General features: G+C 63.9%; 18 protein-coding genes and 2 pseudogenes. 4 read left to right on the top strand and 16 right to left on the bottom strand.

The genetic code is table 11. The features are described 5' to 3' along the window. Positions 1–38: 38 nt before the first annotated feature. Positions 39–209: pseudogene (locus ACOJB8_RS29530) on the bottom strand (excinuclease ABC subunit A); the annotation flags it as partial. A 66-nt stretch (positions 210–275) separates the two neighbouring features. Between ACOJB8_RS29530 and ACOJB8_RS29535 the strand changes: the two are divergent. Then, complete coding sequence (locus ACOJB8_RS29535) at positions 276–875, top strand: LysE family translocator (protein WP_342946205.1); 600 nt, start codon at positions 276–278, stop codon at positions 873–875. 10 nt (positions 876–885) lie between these two features. Here the strand turns inward: ACOJB8_RS29535 and ACOJB8_RS29540 are convergent, their stop codons facing one another. Then, positions 886–1,404 carry a plasmid fertility inhibition factor family protein gene (locus ACOJB8_RS29540; RefSeq protein ID WP_368603514.1) on the bottom strand — a complete coding sequence of 173 codons (519 nt, stop codon included), beginning with the start codon at positions 1,402–1,404 and terminating at the stop codon, positions 886–888. A 260-nt stretch (positions 1,405–1,664) separates the two neighbouring features. Between ACOJB8_RS29540 and purU the strand changes: the two genes are divergently transcribed. Next, on the top strand, positions 1,665–2,546 hold the full coding sequence (gene purU / locus ACOJB8_RS29545) for a formyltetrahydrofolate deformylase (protein ID WP_368728704.1): 882 nt from the start codon (positions 1,665–1,667) through the stop codon (positions 2,544–2,546). A 16-nt stretch (positions 2,547–2,562) separates the two neighbouring features. Here the strand turns inward: purU and ACOJB8_RS29550 are convergent, their stop codons facing one another. Further along, positions 2,563–2,823, bottom strand: a complete 261-nt coding sequence (locus ACOJB8_RS29550; protein WP_069267948.1) for a hypothetical protein — start codon at positions 2,821–2,823, stop codon at positions 2,563–2,565. A 236-nt stretch (positions 2,824–3,059) separates the two neighbouring features. On the opposite strand from ACOJB8_RS29550, the gene ACOJB8_RS29555 reads away from it, so the two are divergent. Beyond that, entirely contained in the window at positions 3,060–4,163 is a 1,104-nt protein-coding gene (locus ACOJB8_RS29555; protein WP_342946208.1) for a GlxA family transcriptional regulator, read from the top strand. 591 nt (positions 4,164–4,754) lie between these two features. On the opposite strand, the gene ACOJB8_RS29560 is transcribed toward ACOJB8_RS29555, so the two are convergent. The 13 genes and pseudogenes from ACOJB8_RS29560 to ACOJB8_RS29620 form a co-directional block, all read right to left on the bottom strand. After that, a complete protein-coding gene (locus ACOJB8_RS29560) occupies positions 4,755–5,747 on the bottom strand; it encodes a GlxA family transcriptional regulator (protein WP_342946209.1) in 993 nt (330 codons plus the stop codon). A 44-nt stretch (positions 5,748–5,791) separates the two neighbouring features. Continuing rightward, entirely contained in the window at positions 5,792–6,688 is an 897-nt protein-coding gene (choW, locus tag ACOJB8_RS29565) for a choline ABC transporter permease subunit (protein ID WP_069267945.1), read from the bottom strand. After that, positions 6,681–7,975 (bottom strand): annotated as a pseudogene (locus ACOJB8_RS29570) (quaternary amine ABC transporter ATP-binding protein); the annotation flags it as partial. The gene choW and the pseudogene ACOJB8_RS29570, both read right to left, overlap by 8 nt. A 107-nt stretch (positions 7,976–8,082) precedes the next feature. Next, positions 8,083–8,943: a glycine betaine ABC transporter substrate-binding protein gene (locus ACOJB8_RS29575; protein ID WP_342946210.1), complete on the bottom strand. Its 861-nt coding sequence runs from the start codon at positions 8,941–8,943 to the stop codon at positions 8,083–8,085. A gap of 112 nt (positions 8,944–9,055) precedes the next feature. Then, a complete protein-coding gene (locus ACOJB8_RS29580; RefSeq protein ID WP_368603518.1) occupies positions 9,056–10,201 on the bottom strand; it encodes an FAD-binding oxidoreductase in 1,146 nt (381 codons plus the stop codon). 35 nt (positions 10,202–10,236) lie between these two features. Then, entirely contained in the window at positions 10,237–11,478 is a 1,242-nt protein-coding gene (locus ACOJB8_RS29585) for an aromatic ring-hydroxylating oxygenase subunit alpha (RefSeq protein WP_368730184.1), read from the bottom strand. 49 nt (positions 11,479–11,527) lie between these two features. Continuing rightward, a complete protein-coding gene (locus ACOJB8_RS29590) occupies positions 11,528–12,340 on the bottom strand; it encodes an electron transfer flavoprotein subunit beta/FixA family protein (RefSeq protein ID WP_475015773.1) in 813 nt (270 codons plus the stop codon). After that, the gene (locus tag ACOJB8_RS29595; RefSeq protein WP_475015775.1) at positions 12,337–13,506 is read right to left on the bottom strand and encodes an electron transfer flavoprotein subunit alpha/FixB family protein; all 1,170 of its coding nucleotides are present in this window, start codon (positions 13,504–13,506) and stop codon (positions 12,337–12,339) included. Before ACOJB8_RS29595 ends, ACOJB8_RS29590 begins: the two co-directional genes overlap by 4 nt. A gap of 4 nt (positions 13,507–13,510) precedes the next feature. Next, positions 13,511–15,439, bottom strand: coding sequence for a (Fe-S)-binding protein (locus ACOJB8_RS29600; protein ID WP_475015777.1), 1,929 nt, complete (start codon positions 15,437–15,439; stop codon positions 13,511–13,513). Positions 15,440–15,442: 3 nt separating this feature from the next. Beyond that, the gene (locus tag ACOJB8_RS29605) at positions 15,443–17,506 is read right to left on the bottom strand and encodes an oxidoreductase (RefSeq protein WP_475015779.1); all 2,064 of its coding nucleotides are present in this window, start codon (positions 17,504–17,506) and stop codon (positions 15,443–15,445) included. Positions 17,507–17,570: 64 nt separating this feature from the next. Further along, positions 17,571–18,104, bottom strand: coding sequence for a DUF5943 domain-containing protein (locus ACOJB8_RS29610; protein WP_342946217.1), 534 nt, complete (start codon positions 18,102–18,104; stop codon positions 17,571–17,573). 93 nt (positions 18,105–18,197) lie between these two features. Next, on the bottom strand, positions 18,198–19,169 hold the full coding sequence (locus ACOJB8_RS29615) for a dipeptidase (protein WP_342946218.1): 972 nt from the start codon (positions 19,167–19,169) through the stop codon (positions 18,198–18,200). 50 nt (positions 19,170–19,219) lie between these two features. Beyond that, positions 19,220–20,503: a serine hydroxymethyltransferase gene (locus ACOJB8_RS29620; protein ID WP_342946219.1), complete on the bottom strand. Its 1,284-nt coding sequence runs from the start codon at positions 20,501–20,503 to the stop codon at positions 19,220–19,222. A 418-nt stretch (positions 20,504–20,921) separates the two neighbouring features. Here ACOJB8_RS29620 and ACOJB8_RS29625 point away from each other — a divergent pair, with 418 nt between their 5' ends. Next, on the top strand, positions 20,922–21,995 hold the full coding sequence (locus tag ACOJB8_RS29625; RefSeq protein ID WP_342946632.1) for a GlxA family transcriptional regulator: 1,074 nt from the start codon (positions 20,922–20,924) through the stop codon (positions 21,993–21,995). The last annotated feature ends 179 nt before the right edge of the window (positions 21,996–22,174 follow it).

Consider the following 22,174-nt stretch of genomic DNA (forward strand, 5'->3'; position numbering starts at 1 on the left):
CGGCGTGAGCCGGGTCGCCCGCCGCCGCCTGCTGCGGGCTACTTGCCGCCCTTGAGCGTCACCACGTCGCCGACGAGCGCCACGCCGGCGATCATCGCGCCCGCGCCGCAGGTGAACTCCGTGGCACTCTCGCGCAGTTCGTTCTTGTAGTTGCTCTTGATGTTGATGACCGCGTTGCCGCCTTCCTTGCGCGCGCGTTCCTGCAGCTCCTGGCTGCGATCGCCCTACAGTCAGCTTTCCGATAATCCGAACCCCCTATTCTCCCAGCCACCCTCATGCTTTCCATTTCCACCATCGGGCTGATGGTCTCGGGCTCTGCGATCGTGCTGCTCATGCCGGGGCCGACCAACACGCTGCTCGCTGCCGCCGGGTTGCGGCAGGGCCTGCGCCGCTCCGCGCATCTGACCGCAGCCGAACTGGCCGGCTACCTGGTGTCGATTACCGTCTGGGGGCTTTGCTTCACCCATGCATCGCATTCGCTGGGCTGGCTGCCGAAGGTGCTGCGTGTGGCCAGCAGCCTCTATCTGGCGTGGCTCGCATTGCGCCTCTGGTTCACGGCCAACTCGATCGAAACCTCGGCCAGGGGCGTGGTCAGCACGCGGACACTGTTCAGCGCCACGGTGCTCAATCCCAAGGCCATTTTGTTCGCGGGCTCGATTTTCCCGCCCGCGGCGTTCGCGAGCGTCATGACGTGGTCCCAAGCCATGGCGATCTTCGCGGTCTTGCTGATTCCCATCGGCCTGACGTGGATCGCCATTGGCGCCGCGCCGCGCAACGGTCGTGCACCGTTCATTCGTCCCGCGTTCTTCCAGCGCTGCGCGTCCGTCGTGGTGGGCGCCTTCTCCGTGTCGCTCATGTGGGCGCTCGCGCACTGACGCTATCGCGTCATTCACGGGCTCGAGCGGCTTGCGGCGGAACGAGTTCGGCAACGCTGAACCAGCGGCTGCCAGGCGTGCCAGCCAGGCGCTGCAGCGCCTCGGCGTCTTTCACGCCGCATTCCACCGGAAAGGACTTCGCTGAGTAAGCGGCTAGCCAGAGGGTCCGCATCACGCCATCGGTGAACGCAACATACGGCACGGCGGCGCTCGCCGGGCAACTGACTTCCGCAAGCGGCACCGGATCTTCTTCGCCGAAACTGAAACCTTCGGCCGCCAGTTCGAAGCGCGGGTCGGCACGCCATATTTGCGGATTGCCGTCTGCGAGCCCGGCGTGCTCGCTGCGCGGGTCGGCGCGCCAGAGCCTCAGGAAGCGCGCGCAGTCGACTTCGACCACGGCCCGTTCGTCGTTGCCGTAGTTCGAGCGGCTCACCGACATATACACATCGGTGACCGATGTGCGCACGCGAAAAAGCGCGGCACACTGCCCGTTCAACGCCCTAGCCTGCAGACCCAGATAACTCTCCATCTCCGCTCCCGTATCGCCGCAGCCCATGCTTGCCGGAGAAAAAAGCGGCGGATAGGAGGAACGCGACAGCCATAGGGGCAAAAACGACCTTCTTGTTGCTGGTGCAGGTTTGGCGTTGGGTTGGCGTATTCATTCTCTCGATACAGCGCGTGGGTTCTATGTGCGGCATGCCGATTGGTGGCTTACTTGCGCCATCAAGCCAGCGCCCCCGCACGACGCGCAAGATGCAGCGGGCGCACCACGACACGAGGAGAACGCGCATGCCCACCGAAGACCCGCAGCACCGCTACGTGCTCACGCTATCCTGCCCCGCCGCCGCGGGGCAGGTTGCCGCGGTCGCCGGCTTTCTCGACGCGCACCGCGGCTATATCGACGAACTCACGGTATTCGACGACGACATCAGCACGCGCTTCTTCCTGCGCTGCGTCTTTCACGAGGTCGTGCAGCCCGGCGCGGGCGAGCGCTTCGATCTCGCGGGCCTGCGGGACGAGTTCGCGAGCGTCGCGCGCAAGCACGAAATGACCTGGGCCATTCACGACCTGCGGGTGCGTCCCAAAGTGCTCATCATGGTGTCCAAGCTCGAACACTGCCTCGCCGACCTGCTGTTTCGCTGGCGCATGGGCGAGCTGCAGATGGACATTGCGGGCATTGCCTCGAATCACCGCGATTTCGAGCCGCTCGCAAAACAGCATGACCTGCCGTTTCACTATCTCCCCGTCACGCCTGAAACGCGGCGTGAACAGGAAGCCGCCATCCTCGACTTGTTCGATTCGACCGGTTCGGAACTGCTGATTCTCGCGCGCTACATGCAGATTCTTTCAGACGAAACGAGTCGGAAGCTGGCCGGCCGCGCCATCAACATCCACCATTCCTTCCTGCCCGGCTTCAAGGGCGCGCGCCCGTATCACCAGGCGCACGTGCGCGGGGTCAAGCTGATCGGCGCGACGGCGCACTTCGTCACCGACGATCTCGACGAAGGCCCGATCATCGAGCAGGAAGTGCAGCGGGTGGACCACTCGCTGAACCCCGAGCGCCTGCTGGCCGTCGGCCGAGACGTGGAATGCGTGACGCTCGCGCGCGCCGTGCGCGTATTTCTCGAGCGCAGGGTCTTCATCAACGACGGCCGCACCGTCGTACTGTAAGCAAGCGTATGAGCGTTCACGCCGCCATGCTGTAGCGGCGCTGCGCCTGTGCCGCCAGCGCCGCGAACGCGCCCTCGCTCATCCTGCTCGCCACCCGCTCTGCATAGTCGTGATGCCGCTGCGCGAGCGGCGCGCCCACGCAACGCGCCTGCAGATAGCGCAGCAGCCCGATACGCCCGTGTCCGCGCGCCATGCTCTGCTCCAGCAGGGCGAGCGCGGCTTCGGCGTCGCCGTGACAGGCGCGTTTGTTGAGTTCGACGGTTGCGGTGCGCGGCATGACAGCAGGCCTCGTGGACAGGGGCAGCGTGGGGCGTGTGCCCGCTAGGGAGTTGACCAAAGCGGCGGCGCCGCCGCTAGAATGAACGCGCCAGAGCGGCGGAACCGCCCCGCCATGCTGCGTGTATTCCTTCAAAACTTCGCTTTTGCGAAGATCGATGTCGGAAACGGACAAGCGCCTCGGGGCCTTATCGGGGAAGCTTGGCTAAAACCGCATCGTCGCTTTCCTGTGCCTCCATGTCCGACACACTCGCCACCGCCGTTTCCATCGACGCCGCTCCCAAGGAGCGCATCCGTTTCGGCATCGTGCTGCTGCCGAACTTCACGCTGACCGCGTTCTCGGGTTTCGTCGACATGCTGCGTCTGTCTGCCGACGAAGGCGACTACAGCAAGCCCGTGCGCTGCTCGTGGCGCGTGATCGGCGAAACGCTCGCACCCGTGCGTGCGAGTTGCGGCATCCAGATCGCGCCTTGGGAAACCTTCGCCGAAGCCGAACCGGTCGACTATCTCGTGGTCGTGGGCGGACTGCTGCACTCCGGCCCGCACGCCAGCGAAGCGACGCTTCAGTACATCCGTCGCGCGGCCGGCGGCGAGACGACAGTCGTCGGGATCTGCACAGGGGTTTTCGCGCTCATGCGCGCCGGCGTGCTCGATGGTCACCGTATTTGCGTGAGCTGGTTCCACTATTGGGACTTCATCGAGCGCTTCCCTAACGTCAATGCCGATTCCATCGTCGCCGACCGTCTGTTCGCGATCGACCGGCGCCGCATTACCTGCTCGGGCGGCCGCGCGTCGATCGACGTCGCCGCTGCCATTTTGCTGCGCCACTTCGATCATGCGACTGTGCAGAAGGCGCTGCGCATTTTGCTGGTCGGCGAAATGCAAAAGGGCAATGCACCTCAGCCTCATCCGCCCGGTCTCGAGCCTGCCACGCACCCGAAGGTGAAGCGCGCCGTACTGCTGATGGAGCAGCAGGTTGGCCGCAACGTGCCGCTGGAAGAACTGGCCTGCAAGCTGAACCTCTCGCCGCGGCAACTCGAACGCCTTTTCAAGGCGGAGACGGGGAAGAGTCCGCGCGCGTTTGCCAATGCGTTGCGTCTGAGGACGGCCGCCTGGTTACTCACGAGTTCGGATCGCACCGTTGCTGATATTGCTTCTAGTTGCGGGTTTTCGGATGCTTCGCATCTTGGGCGTGAGTTTCGCAAGCAGTTCGGGGTGCCGCCGGTTATGTTTCGTGCGCAACGTAGTGGGCAGGATGCGGTGCAGTTGGCGGATCTCGATGCGCTATTGCAGGGGGGGGCTGCGCTTGCTGAGGTGGGTGTTAGTGGTTCGTTGCATTGACTTTTTTTGCCGGTTGGGCGCTTTTTTGGGCCTTTCCTTGTTTTCGCGTCGGTATGCATGTGTTGCCCCTGTGCGGGGCGGCACCTACTTTCTTTGCGGCGGCAAAGAAAGTAGGCAAAGAAAGCCGCTCAAACCGCTAATGCCTGCCACAGTTCACATCTCGCCGTACATGGTGAATGGCTCCGGAGCGTCTGTCGCCTCGCACCTTCAATGTCAGTGACAAGGCGCTCATTCATCCCGCTGCTCGCTTCGCGCGCTGCGGTGGGGTCTGCATGGGAAACCACGAGGCATTTCAAGCTTCGCGAGAATGCACGCGCACCACTGGTTTTAGGTTATGCCCTTCGGCGCGCGCAGCGCTGCCGGAAGGATGAGCGCCTTGTCACTCCGTTTTGGGGCGAGTGGTGACAGACGCTCCGGAGCCATTCACCATGTACGGCGAGATGTGAACCGTGGCAGGTGCTGGCGGTTTGAGCGGCTTTCTTTGCCTACTTTCTTTGCCGCCGCAAAGAAAGTAGGTGCCGCCCCGCACAGGGGCAACGCCTGCATACCGCCGCGAAAACAAGGAAAGGCCAAAAAAACAAAAAAATCCGATCAATCAGCGCCGCGCCGCTCATGACTCGGCGCATGCCCAAACTGCACCCGATACGCCTTACTAAAATGGCAGGGTGAATTAAACCCACAAATAGCGGTCACACGAGAAATCGAAGTATCGGTAGTCCGCAACAGCTCCCGCGCGCGCTTCAGCCGCAACGTCAAGTAATAATGCGTCGGCGAAACGTTGAGATACGCCTTGAACATCCGCTGCAAATGCCGTTGCGAAAGCCGAACGAGCCGCGCGAGTTCCTCCAGCGACAGAGGCTCCTTGATATTAGCCTCCATCAACCGCACGACCTCCACCAACTCTGCACGCGAAAAACCCACACGCGCATCCACGGGAATAGGCTGCAGATCCGTCGAACCGCGAATGCGCTCGAGAATGAACTGTTCGGACACCTTAGCGGCAAGACTCTGCCCAAGACTCGCACCAACGAGTTCGAGCATCAGATCAAGCGGCGCGGTGCCGCCCGTGCAAGTAAGGCGGTCGCGATCGACCACAAACAGCTCATCGGCGAAACGCACACGCGGAAACTCTTCATGCAGGACCGTAAGATCCTCCCAATGCACGGCGCAACGATAGCCATCCAGCAACCCGCTCGCCATCAGCGCATAAGCACCGGTGCAGATGCCGCCGAGCGGCACGCCCTGCTGCGCCACCATGCCGAGCGTGGCGCGCACGCCTTCGCTCATGATCTCGCGTATGCGTATGCCGCCGCACACAATCAGCACGTCGGGCAGGCACGCCGGGTCGAGCGCCTGCGCGGGGCGCACGGTGATGCCGTTGCTTGCTCGGGCCGGTGCGCCATCGAGCGAGTAGATCGACCAGCGGTAATGGTCCGCGCGCCCCACGTAGTTCGCCATGCGCAGAACCTCGACCGCACTCGAAAACGCGATCATCGAGAAGTTCTGCAACGTCAGGAAACCGAAATGTCTGAGAGACGATGCCGTGCGCGTTTCGGGCTCGGGAACGGCGATGTCGATCGTCACATTGCGCTCCTCGGGAACGACGGTTGATCGTGTTATTTCAACGCTTACGCCTCTACGACTGCGGGACGCACTCGCATCAGTTGCTTCAGTCCGGAGAACAGCGGCGCTTTCACCGCGCCCGGCGCCCGGCCAAAGCTCTCCGTAATCCGGTCAAGGATGATGGCGAGCAGCACGACGGAAAGTCCGCTTTCGAAGCCGAGGCCAATATCCAGCCGCTGAATGCTTGCGAGCACGTCGTTGCCGAGACCGCCCGCGCCCACCATCGAAGCGATGATGACCATGGAAAGCGCCATCATGATGGTCTGGTTCACGCCCTGCATAATGGACGGCAGCGCGTTCGGAAACTGCACCTTGTACAGCAGCTGCCACGGCGTGCAGCCGAACGCCTGCCCTGCTTCGACGATCTCGCGGTTCACGTGCTTGATGCCGAGACTCGTGAGACGAACGGCAGGCGGCATGGCGAAGATCACCGTGGACAGAATGCCCGGCACGCGGCCGAGACCGAACAGCATCGCGGCGGGAATCAGATAGACGAAGGCCGGCATGGTCTGCATCAGGTCGAGAATGGGCCGCACGATGGTTTGCACGAGCTTGCTCTTCGCCGTCCAGATGCCAAGCGGAATACCGATCACGAGGCTGATCACCGTTGACGAGAGCGTGAGGCCGAGCGTCACCACGGTTTGATCCCAGAAGCCGGTTGCGTAGATCAGCAATAGCGAGCAGGTGGCGAAGATCGCGAAGCGCCAGCCCACGCGCCACAGGCCGATTGCGATGAAGAACGCCATGAGCGCCCACATGGGAATGGCCTGCAAGCCGTGCTCGACGAACGCCGCGAAGCCCTCGATTGCCTTGCCGACGGCGTCGAAGCTGTTGGCGTCGTGGTCGAGCAGATAGTGAACCGACTGATCGACCCACTGGCCGACGGGAATGATCTCAGACATGGGCGGCACCTCGATTACGCGTAATGACCTTCAGCACGGCGGCCTGATCGATGGAGCCGCAATAGCGTCCTTCGTCGTCGACCACGGGCAGCGCCGTCGTGTTCGCGCACACGCGCGAGACCACCTGCTCCAGCGGCGTGCCAAGCGTGATGCATTCGACTTTCTTCAGCGACGGCTGCGCGGCGCCGATCGCATCGCGCGTGACGCAACCGCTGATGCGGCGCTGGGCGTCCAGCACGAACGCGTAGTCGGCGCTGCCGTTGAGCGACGAGGCCACGCTCTTCGCGTCGAGCGTGCGGATGACCGGCACGGCTTCGCGCTGCATGAGGTCGCCGGCGGTGAGGTAGCGGCTCGTGTCCACGCCGTCGAAGAACGCGCGCACATAATCATCGGCGGGGTTGCTGATGATTTCCTGCGGCGTGCCGATCTGCACGATGCGTCCGCCTTCCATGATCGCGATACGGCTCCCGATGCGCAGCGCCTCTTCGAGGTCGTGCGAAACGAACATGATCGTGCGGCGCTGCTCTTTCTGCAGTTGCAGCAGCACGTTCTGCATTTCCTTGCGCTTGAGCGGATCGAGCGCGGAGAATGCTTCGTCCATGATCATGAGCGAAGGATTCACCGCGAGCGCGCGAGCGAGGCCCACGCGCTGCTGCATGCCGCCCGAAAGCTCGGCGGGCAGCTTCTGCGCAAACGCCGCGAGGCCGACCTGTTCCAGCACGGCCAGCGCGCGCCGCTCGCGCTCCTTGCGGCCCACGCCCGCCACTTCGAGGCCGAACGCGGCATTCGCAAGCACACTGCGCTGCGGCATGAGCGCGAACGACTGGAACACCATGCTCATGTCGGTGCGGCGCAGCGAGACCAGCTCAGAGCGGCGCACGGCCGCGATATCGCGCCCGTCGATGACGACCTTGCCGGCGGTGGGTTCCACAAGCCGGTTGATGAGCCGGATCAGCGTGGACTTGCCCGAGCCGGAGAGGCCCATCAGCACGAAGATCTCGCCCTCGTGCACCTCGAACGACGCATTGTTCACGCCGAGCACATAGCCGGTCTTCGCGAACAGCTCGTCTTTCGTCGCGCCCTTCGCGAGCAGTTCACGGGCAAGCTTCGGGTTGGGCCCGAACACCTTGCATAATCCATCGACCACGATCTTGGGGGATTTCATCGACTCCGTCTCCTCGAACGGCAGGCGCCGGCCCGCACGGTATGTCTACATAGTTGCCAGAAAAATCCCTGCCGGGATGGCGAATTGCGACAGACGCTTGCGCAAAAGCGACACGGCGCCACATCAGAAAGGTCACATGCTGCATGCGCACAATCGCACTGCGCGCGGCCCGTGATGGGCGCTGATCTGACGGGGCCGCGGCGGGCCCCCTGCCGTTTTATTGCTGCGATTACTGCGTACCCGCCCAGACATTCACACGGTCGCCATGCGCGGCGATCCACGTGTCGGCGGCTGCGTCGGGCTTTTCGCCGTTCTGGATCGCAAGCATCACGCTGTCGATCTCACCCGGCTTCCACTGGAAGTTCTTCAGGAACGTCACCACCTGCGGAGCCTTCTTCTCGAGCTCGGGGTTGGCCACGTTGTCCACGTGCTCGGCCGCGCCGTAGACGTTCTTCGGATCGTCGAGGAAGCGCAGCTTGTACTTGGCGAACATCCAGTGCGGCGTCCACCCCGTGACGATCACAGGCTTCTTCGTCCCCACCGAACGCGCCAGTTCGGCAGTCATCGCGCTGCCCGAGCTCGGCATCACGCTGTAGCTGAGGTCGTATTGCTTGACGGCCTCGTCGGTCTTGCGCATCACGCCCGCGCCGGCGTCGATGCCGACGATACGACCGCCGAACGCCGACTTGTCGGCGTTCAGATCGGTAATGCTCTTCGCGCTCACATAGTCGGGCACCACGAGGCCGATCTTCGCGCCCGTGAAATTCGTGCCGAGGTCGACCACCTTGTCCTTGAATTGCGCCCAGTACGCGCCCTGTGTGACGGGCAGCCAGGCGGAAAGCGTCGCGTCGAGGTCGCCACGCGCCACGCCTTGCCACATGATGCCCGCGGCCACCGGCACGAGTTGCACTTGATAGCCGTAGCGTTTCTCGATGATGCGTGCGGCCACGTTGGACGTCGCGACGCTGTCGTCCCAGCCTTCGACATAACCGATCTTCAAGGTCGGCTTGCCGTCGGCAAACGCCGGGGCGTTCAAGCTCACCATCGCCGATAACACACCGGTCCAAAAGAGTTTTCCAGCCAGCTTCATGGTCGATCTCCTGTGATATGGGCAAGCGCCCCGTGCCTATGCAGATTCGCCCGCCACAATCTGCCGCTAACGTCGATTTACGACGTGTTCTTGTCGTTGCGCGACGTGCGCGCTATTTGTCGACGACGAGGTCGGACAGCGGCTTCGAGCAGCACAGCAGCGCCATGCCCTGATCGATTTCGCGCTGGCGTATGCCGCCGCTGTGCTTCATCTCCACTTGCCCGGAAACGAGCTTGACCTTGCAGGTTCCGCACATGCCCTGGCTGCACGACGAAGCGAGGCGCACGCCGGCCTGACGCGCAGCATCGAGCACGGTCTGTCGTGCACCGCATTGAATCTCGCGGCGGCTCTTCGCGAAGGTCACCGTGAAGCTGGCCGTTTCGACCGACGATTCCGCCGGGGGCTGTTCCACCGGCGCCTCGGCTTGCGCCGTAAGCGTTTCGAATGAAAAACTCTCTTCGTGATAGCGTTCGCGCGCAAAGCCCGCTTCGTCGAGCAGATCGCGCACGGCTTTCATGTAGGGCGCGGGCCCACAGGTGAAGATTTCACGCTCCATGAAGTCCGGCGCAATCAACTTCAGCAGCGGCAGCGAGAGAAAACCCGTCACGCCTGACCAATCGGTGCGTGCGCCCACCCGCTCACAAACGAACGACGTGCGGAAATTCGCGCGGCTCGAAGCGATCAGCTCCAGTTCGCGCGCGAAGATGATGTCGTCGGGCGTGCGGGCGCTATGCACGAAAACGATATCGCGGTCCTCCGCGAGATCGTGGTGCGCGCGGCTCATCGACATCAGCGGCGTGACGCCGGACCCTGCGGAAAGGAACAGATACTTCGGCGCGGGGTGGCGCGCACAGGTGAATTCGCCGGCCGGTCCGAGCACGCGCAGCGACACGCCAGGCCGCAGGTTGTCGTGCAGCCAGTTCGACACCTTGCCGCCCGGCACGCGCTTGACCGTAATGGAAATGGTATGAGGCCGTGCGGGCGAAGACGAAATCGTATAGCACCGGTTGATGGCCTCGCCGTCGATCTCGAGTTCGAGCGTGAGGAACTGCCCGGGCTCGAACGAGAACGTGCGGCCCTGCGGCGAGCGCAGGAAAAAGCTCTTCACATCGTGCGTTTCCTGCCATACGTGGCAGCACACGAGGGTCTCCTCGACCTCGCTCGTCCATCGCTCGGGCAGCGCGCCCCAGAACGCCGGGCGCGTCACCCGGCTGTCGCTGGCGTCGAGTGGATTGAATTGGGCCGCGTCTCGCATCATGTCAAACTCCGCTCTCTTTGCTTTACGCGTGTGCGTTATGCGCCAATCTGCCTGGCGAGGCGGCCGATATACCAGGCCGAGAACTTTTCAACGAGCCCTTCTGTGTACGGCGAATATGGACCCGGTTCATACGCACTGCTCGTCGCGCCGCGCTGCGAGTACTCCACGAGCGTGCGGTCCTGGTTGTTGGTCGCGTTCCACACGGCGGTGAGGTTCTCCACGTCGTAATCGATGCCTTCGCGCGCGTCCTTGTGAACGAGCCAGCGCGTGCGCACGAGCGTTTCGCCGGCGGAAAGCGGAATCACGGAAAACGACACGATGTGATCGCTCATGAAGTGATGCCACGAATTCGGCTGCGTCCAGAACGAGAGGCCGCCGAGATCGGCCGTGCGGAATTCGCCGAGCAGCTTCTTCGAAGCGACCTTCGCGTCCAGCGTTTGGGACTCGCCGCAGCGGTCGAGCGGCAGGCGCTGCGTGCGAAAACCCGTGACATCCAGCAGCTTTTCGATTTCGACCGACGGCAGGTCCATCGCTTCCCACTGCTTCGCGCGCTCGTTGCAGGTGCGCTCGAACGCGTCCATGCCTTCCGCGTTGGCGTCCGTGCGCGCGTAGCCGAAGCCGTATTCGTAGAGCGAAATCGTCAGCTCGGGATGATTCGCCACGCAGTGATAGCACTCGCGATTGTTTTCCATCACGAGCTTCCAGTTGCCCTTCTCGATGATGTCCACCTGCGCGGCGACCTTGCAGCTAGCCAGGTCGTGCGGCAGCAGATACGGCTCCATCTCGGCGCGCATCGCCGCGAAGTCGGCGGGCGGCTCTTCGGCGAGACACACGAAGATCAGGCCCGCGAGATTTTCCACATGCACGTTCTTGAGGCTGTGCTTGCAGCGGTCGAACTGCTCGCCCATGTGCTCCGCGAACATCAGCGCGCCCGTGAGGTTGTAGGTCCAGCTGTGATACGGGCACACGATATTGCCCACCGACCCCTTCTCTTCGTTACACAGCCGCGCGCCGCGGTGGCGGCAGACGTTGTGGAACGCGCGTACCTCCATGTCGTCGTCGCGCACGATCAGGATCGAGTCGCCCGCCAGATCGACGGTCACGTAGTCGCCCGGTTCGGGAATTTCCGCTTCCGTGGCGACCTCGATCCAGTGTTGCCGGAAAATCGTCTCCATATCGAGCGCAAAAATCTCCTCGCTCAGGTAGAAAGGCGCCTCCAGGCTGTAACCCGCCTGGCGGCGCTCGATCAGCGCGCGAATCTCTGCCGTTACTTTCATGTGTGCTCCGGATTTTTCATCCCAGTTCGTTGCCGACAGGCCAGCAAAATCAGTAATCGATGAGTTGATGCTCCCGCAAATACGCGAGGATCACTTGTGCTTTTTCGACCGAACTCCCTTCAATTACGACGTTGCCGCCCCGGCTTTCGGTCGTGGTCGCCGAAAGCATGCGCGCGTGGCCCGAGCGTTTTTCCGCCGCGGCCAGTCGCACGGGTTTACGCTCGATCGGGCCAACCGTCCATGCGGAAGCGTCAGTCGATTCGGCTGTGCTGACGCGCGTTGCGCTCGCGGGCCGTACCGCGCCCGCGCGCAGCCGCGCATAGGCGTACCGGGGCTGGGCATTCGCGAGCGGATGCACGGCGATCAGCGCGGGCAGCGCCGTCTGCACGCGGCGCCGCAGACCTTTGGGCAGAAACTGGCGCACCACGGCGGCGCGCGTCGTGACGTCGACGTCGATATCCACCGCGCCGCCCACGATCGGCACGCCCAGCGCAGCCGCCACACGGTACGGCAGCATGCCGCTGTCGTGCGCGCCCTCGGCGCGCGTGCCGGTCAGCACGAGGTCGTAGCCGCGCACGCGCTCGGCGAGCACCCGTGCCGCGTCGCCGGAAGGCGTGCAGGCCAGCACCTCCACTTCGTGCGCGCCCAGCGCGAGGTATTCGGCGAGCGCGGGATCGGCGGCGTCGCCTGCGTGCAGCACGTCGAGACGCGCGCGATGCCGCTCGGCCAGCGTGCGCGCGAGGTCGAGCGCGAGCGCGTCGTTGCGGCTGTATCGCGGCGCCCCGCTCACGGGGTGGCGTCCCACCGAAACGAGTACCGCAATGCGCTCGATTCCACCTTGAGGATCATGGCGTGCGTTCATGCGGCGACTCCTGCAGAATGCGTTTCGTCACGGTTGGCGCTCGCCTCGCCACGCTTTGCGCGTGCGGCTTGCACCTCCTCGATCAGCGCGGCGATCGTGCCCTGCGCGTCGCCGACCACGGTCAAATTGGCACGCTTCGCAATCGGCGCGCTGCCGTTGAGATTCACGGCAATCACATGGCGGCAGTCCTTGATGCCCTGCAAGTGCTGCACGGCGCCCGAAATGCCGAACGCGATATACACGCTCGCCTCGACCGTCTTGCCCGTTGCGCCGACTTGCTTGTCACGCGTGAAGTGACCGTTGTCCACCGCCACGCGGCTCGCGCCGATCGCCGCGCCGAACGCGTCCGCGAGCAGACCGAACGCCGCAATGTCGGTCACGCCGTTGCCCGCCGAGACGATGAAATCGGCTTCTTCGAGTGCGACCTGGGCGGCGTCGATGGATTCGAGCCCGAGGTCCTTGTATGGCGACGCGAGGTCGGTAGCCGGCCGGATGAAATCGCCCGCGAGGCGTTCGCCGGCGCCGACGAAAGGCAGTTTCGCCTCGACGGCGTTCGGCGCGAGCAGGATCACTTCCGGCAGCGAGCGTGCGGCCCACGCGCGCTTCGCCTGCTCATACACGCCCACATGCTTCGCATCGATCTCGACCACGTGAGTTGCCACGCTCGCACCCGCGGCGGCCGCATAGCGGCGGCCGAGGTCGCCGTCGCCGCTGGCGTTGTCCGGCAGGAACACGTGCTTCGGCGCGAGCGCCGCCGCGCAGGCCTGCAGCGCACGCAACCGGCTTTCCGGCGCGAACGTGCGGCGCTCGAAACCCGGCAGTTCGATCAGCTTGTCCACGCCGAGCGCCCCGGCATCGTCCTTCAGCTCGCCGAACACGAGCAGCGCGATTTCGGTATGCGCATCGGCCAGCAGCGCGGCGGCGGCAATGGCCTGGCACGCGTGATCGTCGAGCGCGCCGCGTTCGGCGTGCGCAACGACGAGCAGAACATCATCGGGATGACTCACCACGCGGCGTGGCTTCGCTGCGCTCGCGTGCGCGTGCTGCGCGAGCCACTGCGCATCGCTCGCGTCCGCGCTGCCGGCTTCGCCCAGCGTGATGCGCTTGAGGCCCGCAGCCGTAATGACGAAGGGGCGGCGCGGATCGATTCGTTTGAGGGTATTCATCGATTCACTCCAGCGAGGCGGCGACGAGTTCGGCCACGTCGAGCACGTCGGGGCGCGGACCCACGACGCCTTCGAGCATCGCCGTGCACTGCGGGCAGCCCACGGCGACGACTTCGGCATTGACGGCGCGCGCGTCGGCGATGCGGATGTCGGGAATGCGCTGCTTGCCGGGGATATCGGTGAGCGGCGCGCCGCCGCCACCGCCACAGCAGCGTGCTCGCATGCCGTGGCGCTCCATCTCCACGACCTTGATGCCAATGGTCTTGAGCAGCTTGCGCGGCGCTTCGGTCTCGCCGTTGTAGCGGCCGAGGTAGCAGGGATCGTGATACGTCGTGCGCTTTTCCGCGAGCGCCTGCAGGGCCTTGGGCGCGATGCGCCCGGTCGCGGCGAGTTCCGCGAGGTAGGTCGTGTGATGCAGCACCTCGTAACGCCCGCCAAGCGCGCGATACTCGTTGCGCAGGCTATGCATGACGTGCGGATCGGCAGTGACGATGCGCGCGAAGTTGAGCGACGCGAGCGTCGTCATCATTTGCTTCGCCATCTGCTGGAATGTGGCTTCGTCGCCGAGGCGACGTGCCACGTCGCCTGTGTCGGTTTCCCGCGCGCCGAGCACCGCGTAGTTCACGCCCGCCTTGTTGAGCACGGTCACGAGCGCCCGCAGCGTGCGCTGATAGCGCATGTCGAATGCACCCTCGCCCGCCACCACGAGGACGTCCACGCGCTTGCCCGGTTGCGCCACGGGCGCGTTGAGATCGACCGACCAGTCGTAGCGCGCGGCCTTGTCGTAGCCGCCTGCCGTGCCCGTTTCGCGCAGATTGGCAAGCACCTCAGGTCCTTTGCCCGGTACCTCGCCGTGCACCAGCGTCTGGTTGCGGCGCATATCGACGATGGCGTCCACGTGCTCGATCAGCATCGGGCACTCCTGTACGCAGGCGCGGCAGGTCGTGCAGGACCACAGCGTTTGCGCTTCGATCAGGCCTGAAACGATCGGGGCATTCGGCGCGCCGGCATGCTGGCCGACCTTGATGCCGGGCGTGGGGCTGCCCGCATAGGCCGCATCGGTGCCGCCCGCCATGCCGACCACGAGATCCTGAATCAGCTTCTTGGGGTTGAGCGGCTGGCCCGAGGCGAACGCGGGGCACGCGGCCTCGCATTTGCCACACTGCACGCAGGCGTCGAAGCTCAGCAGCTGGTTCCAGCGAAACTCGACGGGTTTCGCTACGCCGTATTCCTGCTTCTCTTCGATGTCGGGGAGCTTCAGCGCCGTGGGCGGCGTGGCCGTGCCGTTGCCGGTCCAGCCCTCGCGCGTGGCCGAAAAACGCTCCTGGCGTGGATGGAACGCGAGGTGCAACAGCCCCGCCACGGCATGCTTCATCGGGCCGCCGCGCGCCGCGCCGAACGTCATCGCGAACGCGCCCACGGCGATCAGCACCGCGCAGAGCACCGCGAAGCCGCCCGACATGGCGCCCGCCGGTACGACCGTGAAGAGCGCCACGCCCAGCGCGAACGAACCGAGCAGCCACGGCAGCGTATTCCAGGGCCCGCGCGAGAGGCGTGCCGGCACCGCCTTCGCGTGACGGCGGCGCCACACGAACACCACGCCGATCAGCATGGCGAGGGCCGCGAGAAAAACCAGTTTGTCGAGCCATGGCGAATAGATCGCGAATCCGTAGTTGACGAACACGAGCGCGAGCGCCGCGATGGCGCCGCCCGCGGTGGCGACGTGCGTCCTGGCGATGTACGGGTCGCGCGCCACCACGTGGTGCAGATCGACGAAATAACGTTTCGGGATACTGAACAGCTTGCCGACGCCGACGGAGCCAGGCGCGGCGGCACGCCCCATCCGCCAGAAAGCGGCCCGCTTCGCGACCGCGAATGCGAGCCCCGCCATCGACACCCACAGCAGCGCGGTAATGAGCCAGGTCGGATTCATGGTTCAGAAGTCCTTGGCGAGCCGCAGCGCGTCGTAGATCGCGCCGTGAATGTTGTGCAGGGAGATGCAGTCGCCCACGCGGAACAGCAGGAAGCGGCCATTGCCGAGTTCTTCCGAAAGGCACGGCTGCGCCTCGGCCGCGAAGAGCTTGTGCACGTCCACCTGCCCGCGGTTGGCCGATTCGGGCTTGAGCTTCCAGTACAGGGCGTCGTTGGGCGTGCTGCCGTTTTCGATCACCACCTGATCGACGGCGCGCTCTTCCTGCTCCTCCGTGTACTCGTTGCGCAGCACGGCGATCTTCTTGCCGTCTTCTTCGTACACACGGTCGAGCCAGTAATTCGGCGTGTGAATCACGCCTTGCGCATAGAGGCGGCGATAGAAGATCGGGAACGTGGTGCCGCCCACGTCGTCGGCGACCTTCACGTCGGGCGTCACGATCTCGACCTTCGAGCCGCGGCTCGAGATGAAATCGGCGACGCCTGCGCCCGCATGCGTGCTCACGCCGTCGTAGACGAGCACGTTCTGCTTCGGCTCGACCTTGCCGCTGAGGATGTCCCATGCGCTCACGGCGAGCCCCCCTTCCACGCCCCAGGCCGGAACCTGCTGCGTGAAGCTCGAGCCGCCCGTGGCGAGCACGATGATGTCGGGCTTTTCCGCGAGGATGGTTTTCTCGTCGGCCGTCACGCCAAGGCGACGATCCACTCCAAGTCGCTTCGTCTCCATGTCGAACCAGCGCACGATGCCCGCCATCTGCTCGCGCTGCGGCGCTTTCGCAGCGAGCAGAATCTGGCCGCCCACGGCGTCGTTCTTCTCGAACAGCACGACATCATGGCCGCGCAGCCGCGCCACGCGTGCGGCCTCCAGGCCCGCCGGGCCCGCGCCGACCACCACGACCTTGCGCTTGGGGCCGCGCGATTTTTCGATCACGTGCGGCATGGTCGCTTCGCGCGACGTTGCCGCGTTCTGCACGCACAGCACGTCGAGCCCGTTGTACTGGCGGTCGATGCAATAGTTCGCGCCCACGCACTGCTTGATCTCGTCTTCGCGGCCGTCGCGAATCTTGATGACCATGTGCGGGTCGGCGATCTGCGCGCGCGTCATGCCCACGAGATCGACCATGCCGCTCGCGAGCAGACGCTCGGCCTGCCCCGCGTCGCGAATGCTCTGCGCATGCATGACCGGCAGCTTGACCACCGACTTGATGCCCGCCGCGAGATGCACGAACGGCTCCGGCGGCAGCGCCATAGGCGGCATGCAGTTCGCGAGCGTGTTGTGCGTATCCGCGCCTGAGCCGATCACGCCGAGATAATCGATGAGACCCGTTTCCGACATCGCCTGTGCGATTTCCTTGAGCTGCTCGTGATCGAGGCCGTCTTCGTGGAATTCGTCGCCGCACATGCGCAGGCCGACGCAAAAGTCCTTGCCCACCGCTTCACGCACGGCCTTGAGTACTTCCACGCCGAAACGCAGACGGTTTTCGAGCGAGCCGCCCCATTCGTCGGTGCGGAAGTTCGTGCGGGGGCTCCAGAACTGGTCGATCAGATGCTGGTGCGCGGCGGAGATTTCGATGCCGTCCATGCCGGCGTCCTTCACGCGCTTGGCAGCCGCCGCGAAGTCGCCGATGATGCGGCGGATCTCCTCCACCTCGATGATCTTCGCGTTGCCGCGGTGCACGGGCTCGCGTACACCCGAAGGCGACATCAAATGCGGCCAATGCTCGCCGTGAAAGGCGGAGCGGCGGCCCATGTGGGTGGCCTGGATCATGATCTTCGCGCCATGGCGGTGCATGGCCTCGGCCAGACGCGCGAGCGGATCGATGATCTTGTCGGTGGCGAGATTCACCGACTTCCACCAGCCCTGCGGGCTGTCGATCGACACCGGGCTCGAGCCGCCGCATACGGCCAGGCCCACGCCCCCCTTGGCCTTTTCTTCGTAATAGCGGATATAGCGGTCGCCCGGCAAGCCGCCCGGCTCCGCGTAGACCTCGGCGTGGGCCGTGCTGACGATGCGGTTGCGCAGCGTGAGCTGATTGAGCGTCAAGGGTTTGAACAGATTCGGGTAGCGCATCGCAGACGACCTCTGGCGTTCGTGTCTTTCGGTGTGACCTGTATTGCGGGGGGCGCGCGGCCGTTCAGGCGGCGATCGGCGAGACTTCGAAGACGCAGTGCGCGTGGCCTTCGGCGGCGCACTGCACTTCTTTCGATTGCGAACGCGGCGCGCTCTTTCCGCCTTCCGTGGTGTCGTTCACCCAGTCCATCGCGCCCGCGAACCAGCCCGCGAACATGTAGCAAAGCTTGCCTTCCTTGCCCGGTTGCGCCAGCACGAACGACGAATGACGCAATTCGATCTTCGCGCGCGCGGTGGCCGGGTCGGCTTCGCGTATCGTGAAGAGGCCCCAGCCGCGCTGCGAAAGACGCTTCAGGTAATGTTCGAACACGGCCATGCCGGCAATGCCGTGCTTCTCGGCTTCCTTCGCGCACCAGTGGTACGCCGACTTGTAGCCGGCCTTGTAGAGAATCTCGGCGTACGCATCACGGCCCAGCGCCTCTTCCACGGCTGTGTGGTTGTTGGTGAAGAAGTGACGCGGCACGTACAGCATCGGCAGCGCGTCTGTGGTCCAGATACCGGTGGCAGGATCGACATCGATCGGCAGTTGCGGTTGCATTTCGTGGGGCTCCAATGACTCAACGAGCGTTTTTAGTTAGGGTTTCTTATTGGTAATGATGGCCTTTCCATGCTGCACGGTCAGGCCCGGCGATCAACCGCCCCAGACTTCGCCGAACACGCGCATCCAGTTCTCGCCCATGACCTTCTTGATGCGCGTCTCGCTCCAGCCGGCTTTTTGCATGGCCGCCGTGAGATTCGGAAATTCGCCGATCGTGCGGATGCCTTCCGGGTTCACGACCTTGCCGAAATTCGTGAGGCGGCGATAACGGCCCTTGTCGTGCGTGATCCAGTCGAAGAATTCGGTGCTGTAGCCTTGCGTGAAATCCGTGCCGATGCCCACGCGGTCCTCGCCGATCAGATCGACCACGTATTCGATCGCTTCGAGATAATCCTCGACGGTCGAATCCGGGCCTTTTTTGAGGAACGGTGCGAACATCGTCACGCCCACGAAGCCGTTCGCGTCGGCAATCTCCTTCAACTGCTCGTCGGTCTTGTTGCGCGGGTGCTCCTTGAGACCCGACGGACAGCAGTGCGAATACGTCACCGGCTTCTTCGAGCACGCGATCGCATCCGACGACGTCTTGCCGCCCACGTGCGAAAGATCGACGAGAATCCCCACGCGGTTCATTTCCTGGATCACTTCGCGCCCGTAGCCGGAGAGGCCGCCGTCCGGCTCATAGCAGCCCGTGCCGACCAGGTTCTGCGTGTTGTAGCAAAGTTGCACGACGTTCACGCCGAGTTCCTTGAACACCTCGATATAGCCGAGGTTGTCCTCGAACGCATACGAGTTCTGGAAGCCGAAGATGATGCCGGTCTTGTTCTCTTTCTTCGCATGCAGAATGTCGTCGGTCGTGCGCACGAGCGTGAGGATCTCGCTGTACTCGCGAATCTGCTGCTTCATCTGCGCGATGTTGTCCACGGTCCTCTGGAAGTCCTCCCAGACGGAAACCGTGCAGTTGACGGCGGTGACGCCGCCCTTGCGCATGTCTTCGAACACCGAGCGTTCGAACTTCGAAATGTTCAGGCCGTCGATGATGATGCTGTTGTCGTGCAGAGTGCTCATTAGCCGCTCCGAAACTCGCGAATGGAATTGAAAGGCGGTGGTGTGAAGAATCAGGCTTGCGTATAGATCGGGAAGCGTTCGCACAGCGCGAAGATCTCGCGGCGCACGCGCTGCTCCGTGGCGGCGTCGCCTTCGGGATGCGTGCGCAGTGCGTCGAACACTTCGAGAATCAGTCGCCCGATCTCGCGGAATTCGTCCACGCCGAAACCGCGCGTCGTACCCGCGGGCGTACCGAGGCGAATGCCCGAAGTCACCGTGGGCTTTTCGGCGTCGAACGGAATGCCGTTCTTGTTGCAGGTGATGCCGGCGCGCTCCAGCGCCTGCTCGACCTGATTGCCCTTGAGGCCCTTGGGCCGCAGATCGACTAGCAGCAGATGGTTGTCGGTGCCGCCCGTGACGAGGTCGACACCGCCAGCCTTCAGCACCTCGCCCAGCGCCTTCGCATTGGCGAGCACGCTGTCGATATAGGTCTTGAAGCTGGCTTCGAGCGCTTCGCCGAACGCCACCGCCTTGCCCGCGATCACGTGCATGAGCGGGCCGCCCTGCAGGCCGGGAAACACGGCCGAGTTGATCTTCTTCGCGATCTCCTCGTCGTTGGTCAGCACGAAGCCGCCACGCGGGCCGCGCAGTGTCTTGTGCGTGGTGGAGGTGACGACGTGCGCGTGCTCGATGGGGTTCTGATGGCGTCCTGCCGCGATGATGCCCGCGATATGCGCCATATCCACCATCAGCTTCGCGCCGACCGAGTCGGCAATGGCGCGAAAGCGCGCGAAGTCGAGTGCGCGCGGGTAAGCGGAAAAGCCCGCGATGATGAGGCTGGGTTTGTGCTGCTGCGCGAGTTCTTCGACCTGGTCGTAGTCAATCAGCATGGTTTCGCGGTTCACGCCGTACTGCACGGCGTTGAACCACTTGCCGGAAAGCGCCGGCCTGGCGCCGTGCGTCAGGTGGCCGCCCGCGTCGAGCGACATGCCGAGCACCGTATCGCCCGGATTGGCGAGCGCGAGCATGACCGAGCCGTTGGCCTGCGCGCCCGAATGCGGCTGCACGTTGGCGAAGCCGGCGTTGAACAGTTGCTTGATGCGGCTGATGGCAAGCGCTTCCACCTCGTCGGCGAATTCGCAGCCGCCGTAATAACGCTTGCCCGGATAACCTTCCGCGTACTTGTTGGTCAGCACCGAGCCTTGGGCCTCGAGCACGGCGCGCGACACGATGTTTTCCGACGCGATCATTTCGACCTGCGACTGCTGCCGCTCGAGTTCTTTCAGGATGCTGCTGCGGATTGCCGAATCGCGCTGCGCCAGCGTTTGCGAGAAGAAAGGTTGAGTGTTCGACATAGGGCTTCCGTGACGATGAATGAAGGACTTCCTGCAAGGCTGGAGGCCCCGTCGCGACTGGCTTGAGAGCGGCTTTGAACCCGCTTGACCGGCTGGGGACCGACGGTTCTATTCTTGTCGTTCGAATTGGCGCTCAACGTCGAAATTCAGACGCGTTCTTTTCCTTTTCCGCCATTCGCGTCCATTTTTCACAAGTGGCTACGTTAGAGCGCCCGCTAACGGTGCGCCCGTGCCCCATGTTTCCCAATCCAGATTATTTATCGTGCATCGCAGTGCACCAATCCCGCACTCTCGTCCTATTTCCCGCGTCCGGCTTTATTGACCAGATGACTCAGGGTTTTGCCGCATGGCACACTGGACCCGCCAAATTCGAAAATTGCGGTAGCGTAGCCGGCCCCCCGGGCCTCACCGGGCCTCCATTGGGCATCAGGCTACCGATCACAAGGAATCGTCCCCCATGCTGCCGGATCGCACAGCGTCGTTAGCGCACTTCGCGTTCATGCCGCTGCCCGACTTCACGATGATCGCGTTCACGAACGCCATCGAAGTTCTTCGTATGGCTAACTACCTGAGCGGACAGCCGCTTTACAGGTGGTCGATCATCAGCCCGGAGGGCGGCCCGGTCGCGTCGAGCAACGGGCTTTCCATCGACACCGGCCCGGCCGAATGCGTGGGGCAACCCGATATCGTGTTCGTCTGCGGCGGCATCGATGTGCAGCGGGCCACCACGCCCGGCCATCTCGCTGCGCTGCGCCGCTTCGCGCGCATGGGTGTTGCGCTGGGCAGCCTTTGCACGGGTACTTATGCGCTGGCTAAGTCTGGGTTGCTGGCTGGGTATGCTTGCGCGATCCATTGGGAGAACATGTCGGCGCTGAAGGAGGAGTTTCCTTCGACGCGTTTTCTCAAGGAGCTCTTCGTCATCGACCGCGACCGGGTGACGTGCACCGGCGGCGTCGCGCCGCTCGACATGATGCTGCATCTCATCACGGCACGTGTGGGCACAGCTCGCGTGACGCAGATCGCCGAGCAGTTCGTTGTCGAGCATGTGCGCGATACGTCTGCCCAGCAGCGCATGCCGCTCGTCGCGCGGCTCGGGTCCGCGAACAAGTCGCTCTTCGAAGTCATCTCGCTTATGGAGAACAATATCGAAGAGCCGCTTTCACGTGAAGAGCTGGCGCGGCTTGCGAATATGTCACAGCGGCAGTTGCAGCGGCTCTTTCACGAGCATCTTGGCATGACGCCTACGCATTACTATTTAACGCTGCGCTTGCGGCGCGCGCGTGAGCTGCTGCTGCAGACCGATATGTCGATCATGCAGATTACGATGGCCTGCGGGTTTCAGTCGGCTTGTCACTTTAGCAAGAGCTATCGGGATGCTTTTGGGAGTGCGCCTACTGGGGAGCGGAGGAAGCGGGTGGCGCCGCTTTCGGGTTTGGATTCGCCGAGCGCGGCGGCGGCTGTTGTTGCGCCTTCGCCTGTTGTTCATATTTGAAACTTGCTTTCGCGCTGGTCTGCATGCGTTGCCCCTGTGCGGGGCGGCACCTACTTTCTTTGCAGCGGCAAAGAAAGTAGGCAAAGAAAGCCGCTCAAACCGCCAGCGCCTGCCACAGTTCACATCTCGACGTAAATGGTGAATGGCTCCGGAGCGTCTGTCACCTCGCACCTTCAGAG

This window comes from Paraburkholderia sp. BR10141, from assembly GCF_056155635.1.

Bases quoted from the DNA above. Each gene is read 5' to 3' on its own strand.
- ACOJB8_RS29540 (WP_368603514.1), bottom strand. From the start codon at position 1,404: ATGGAGAGTTATCTGGGTCTGCAGGCTAGGGCGTTGAACGGGCAGTGT.
- ACOJB8_RS29620 (WP_342946219.1), bottom strand. From the start codon at position 20,503: ATGTCGAACACTCAACCTTTCTTCTCGCAAACGCTGGCGCAGCGCGAT.
- ACOJB8_RS29600 (WP_475015777.1), bottom strand. From the start codon at position 15,439: ATGAATCCGACCTGGCTCATTACCGCGCTGCTGTGGGTGTCGATGGCG.
- ACOJB8_RS29550 (WP_069267948.1), bottom strand. From the start codon at position 2,823: ATGCCGCGCACCGCAACCGTCGAACTCAACAAACGCGCCTGTCACGGC.
- ACOJB8_RS29605 (WP_475015779.1), bottom strand. From the start codon at position 17,506: ATGCGCTACCCGAATCTGTTCAAACCCTTGACGCTCAATCAGCTCACG.
- choW (WP_069267945.1), bottom strand. From the start codon at position 6,688: ATGTCTGAGATCATTCCCGTCGGCCAGTGGGTCGATCAGTCGGTTCAC.
- ACOJB8_RS29575 (WP_342946210.1), bottom strand. From the start codon at position 8,943: ATGAAGCTGGCTGGAAAACTCTTTTGGACCGGTGTGTTATCGGCGATG.
- ACOJB8_RS29585 (WP_368730184.1), bottom strand. From the start codon at position 11,478: ATGAAAGTAACGGCAGAGATTCGCGCGCTGATCGAGCGCCGCCAGGCG.
- ACOJB8_RS29615 (WP_342946218.1), bottom strand. From the start codon at position 19,169: ATGAGCACTCTGCACGACAACAGCATCATCATCGACGGCCTGAACATT.
- ACOJB8_RS29610 (WP_342946217.1), bottom strand. From the start codon at position 18,104: ATGCAACCGCAACTGCCGATCGATGTCGATCCTGCCACCGGTATCTGG.
- ACOJB8_RS29580 (WP_368603518.1), bottom strand. From the start codon at position 10,201: ATGATGCGAGACGCGGCCCAATTCAATCCACTCGACGCCAGCGACAGC.
- purU (WP_368728704.1), top strand. From the start codon at position 1,665: ATGCCCACCGAAGACCCGCAGCACCGCTACGTGCTCACGCTATCCTGC.
- ACOJB8_RS29535 (WP_342946205.1), top strand. From the start codon at position 276: ATGCTTTCCATTTCCACCATCGGGCTGATGGTCTCGGGCTCTGCGATC.
- ACOJB8_RS29595 (WP_475015775.1), bottom strand. From the start codon at position 13,506: ATGAATACCCTCAAACGAATCGATCCGCGCCGCCCCTTCGTCATTACG.
- ACOJB8_RS29555 (WP_342946208.1), top strand. From the start codon at position 3,060: ATGTCCGACACACTCGCCACCGCCGTTTCCATCGACGCCGCTCCCAAG.
- ACOJB8_RS29590 (WP_475015773.1), bottom strand. From the start codon at position 12,340: ATGAACGCACGCCATGATCCTCAAGGTGGAATCGAGCGCATTGCGGTA.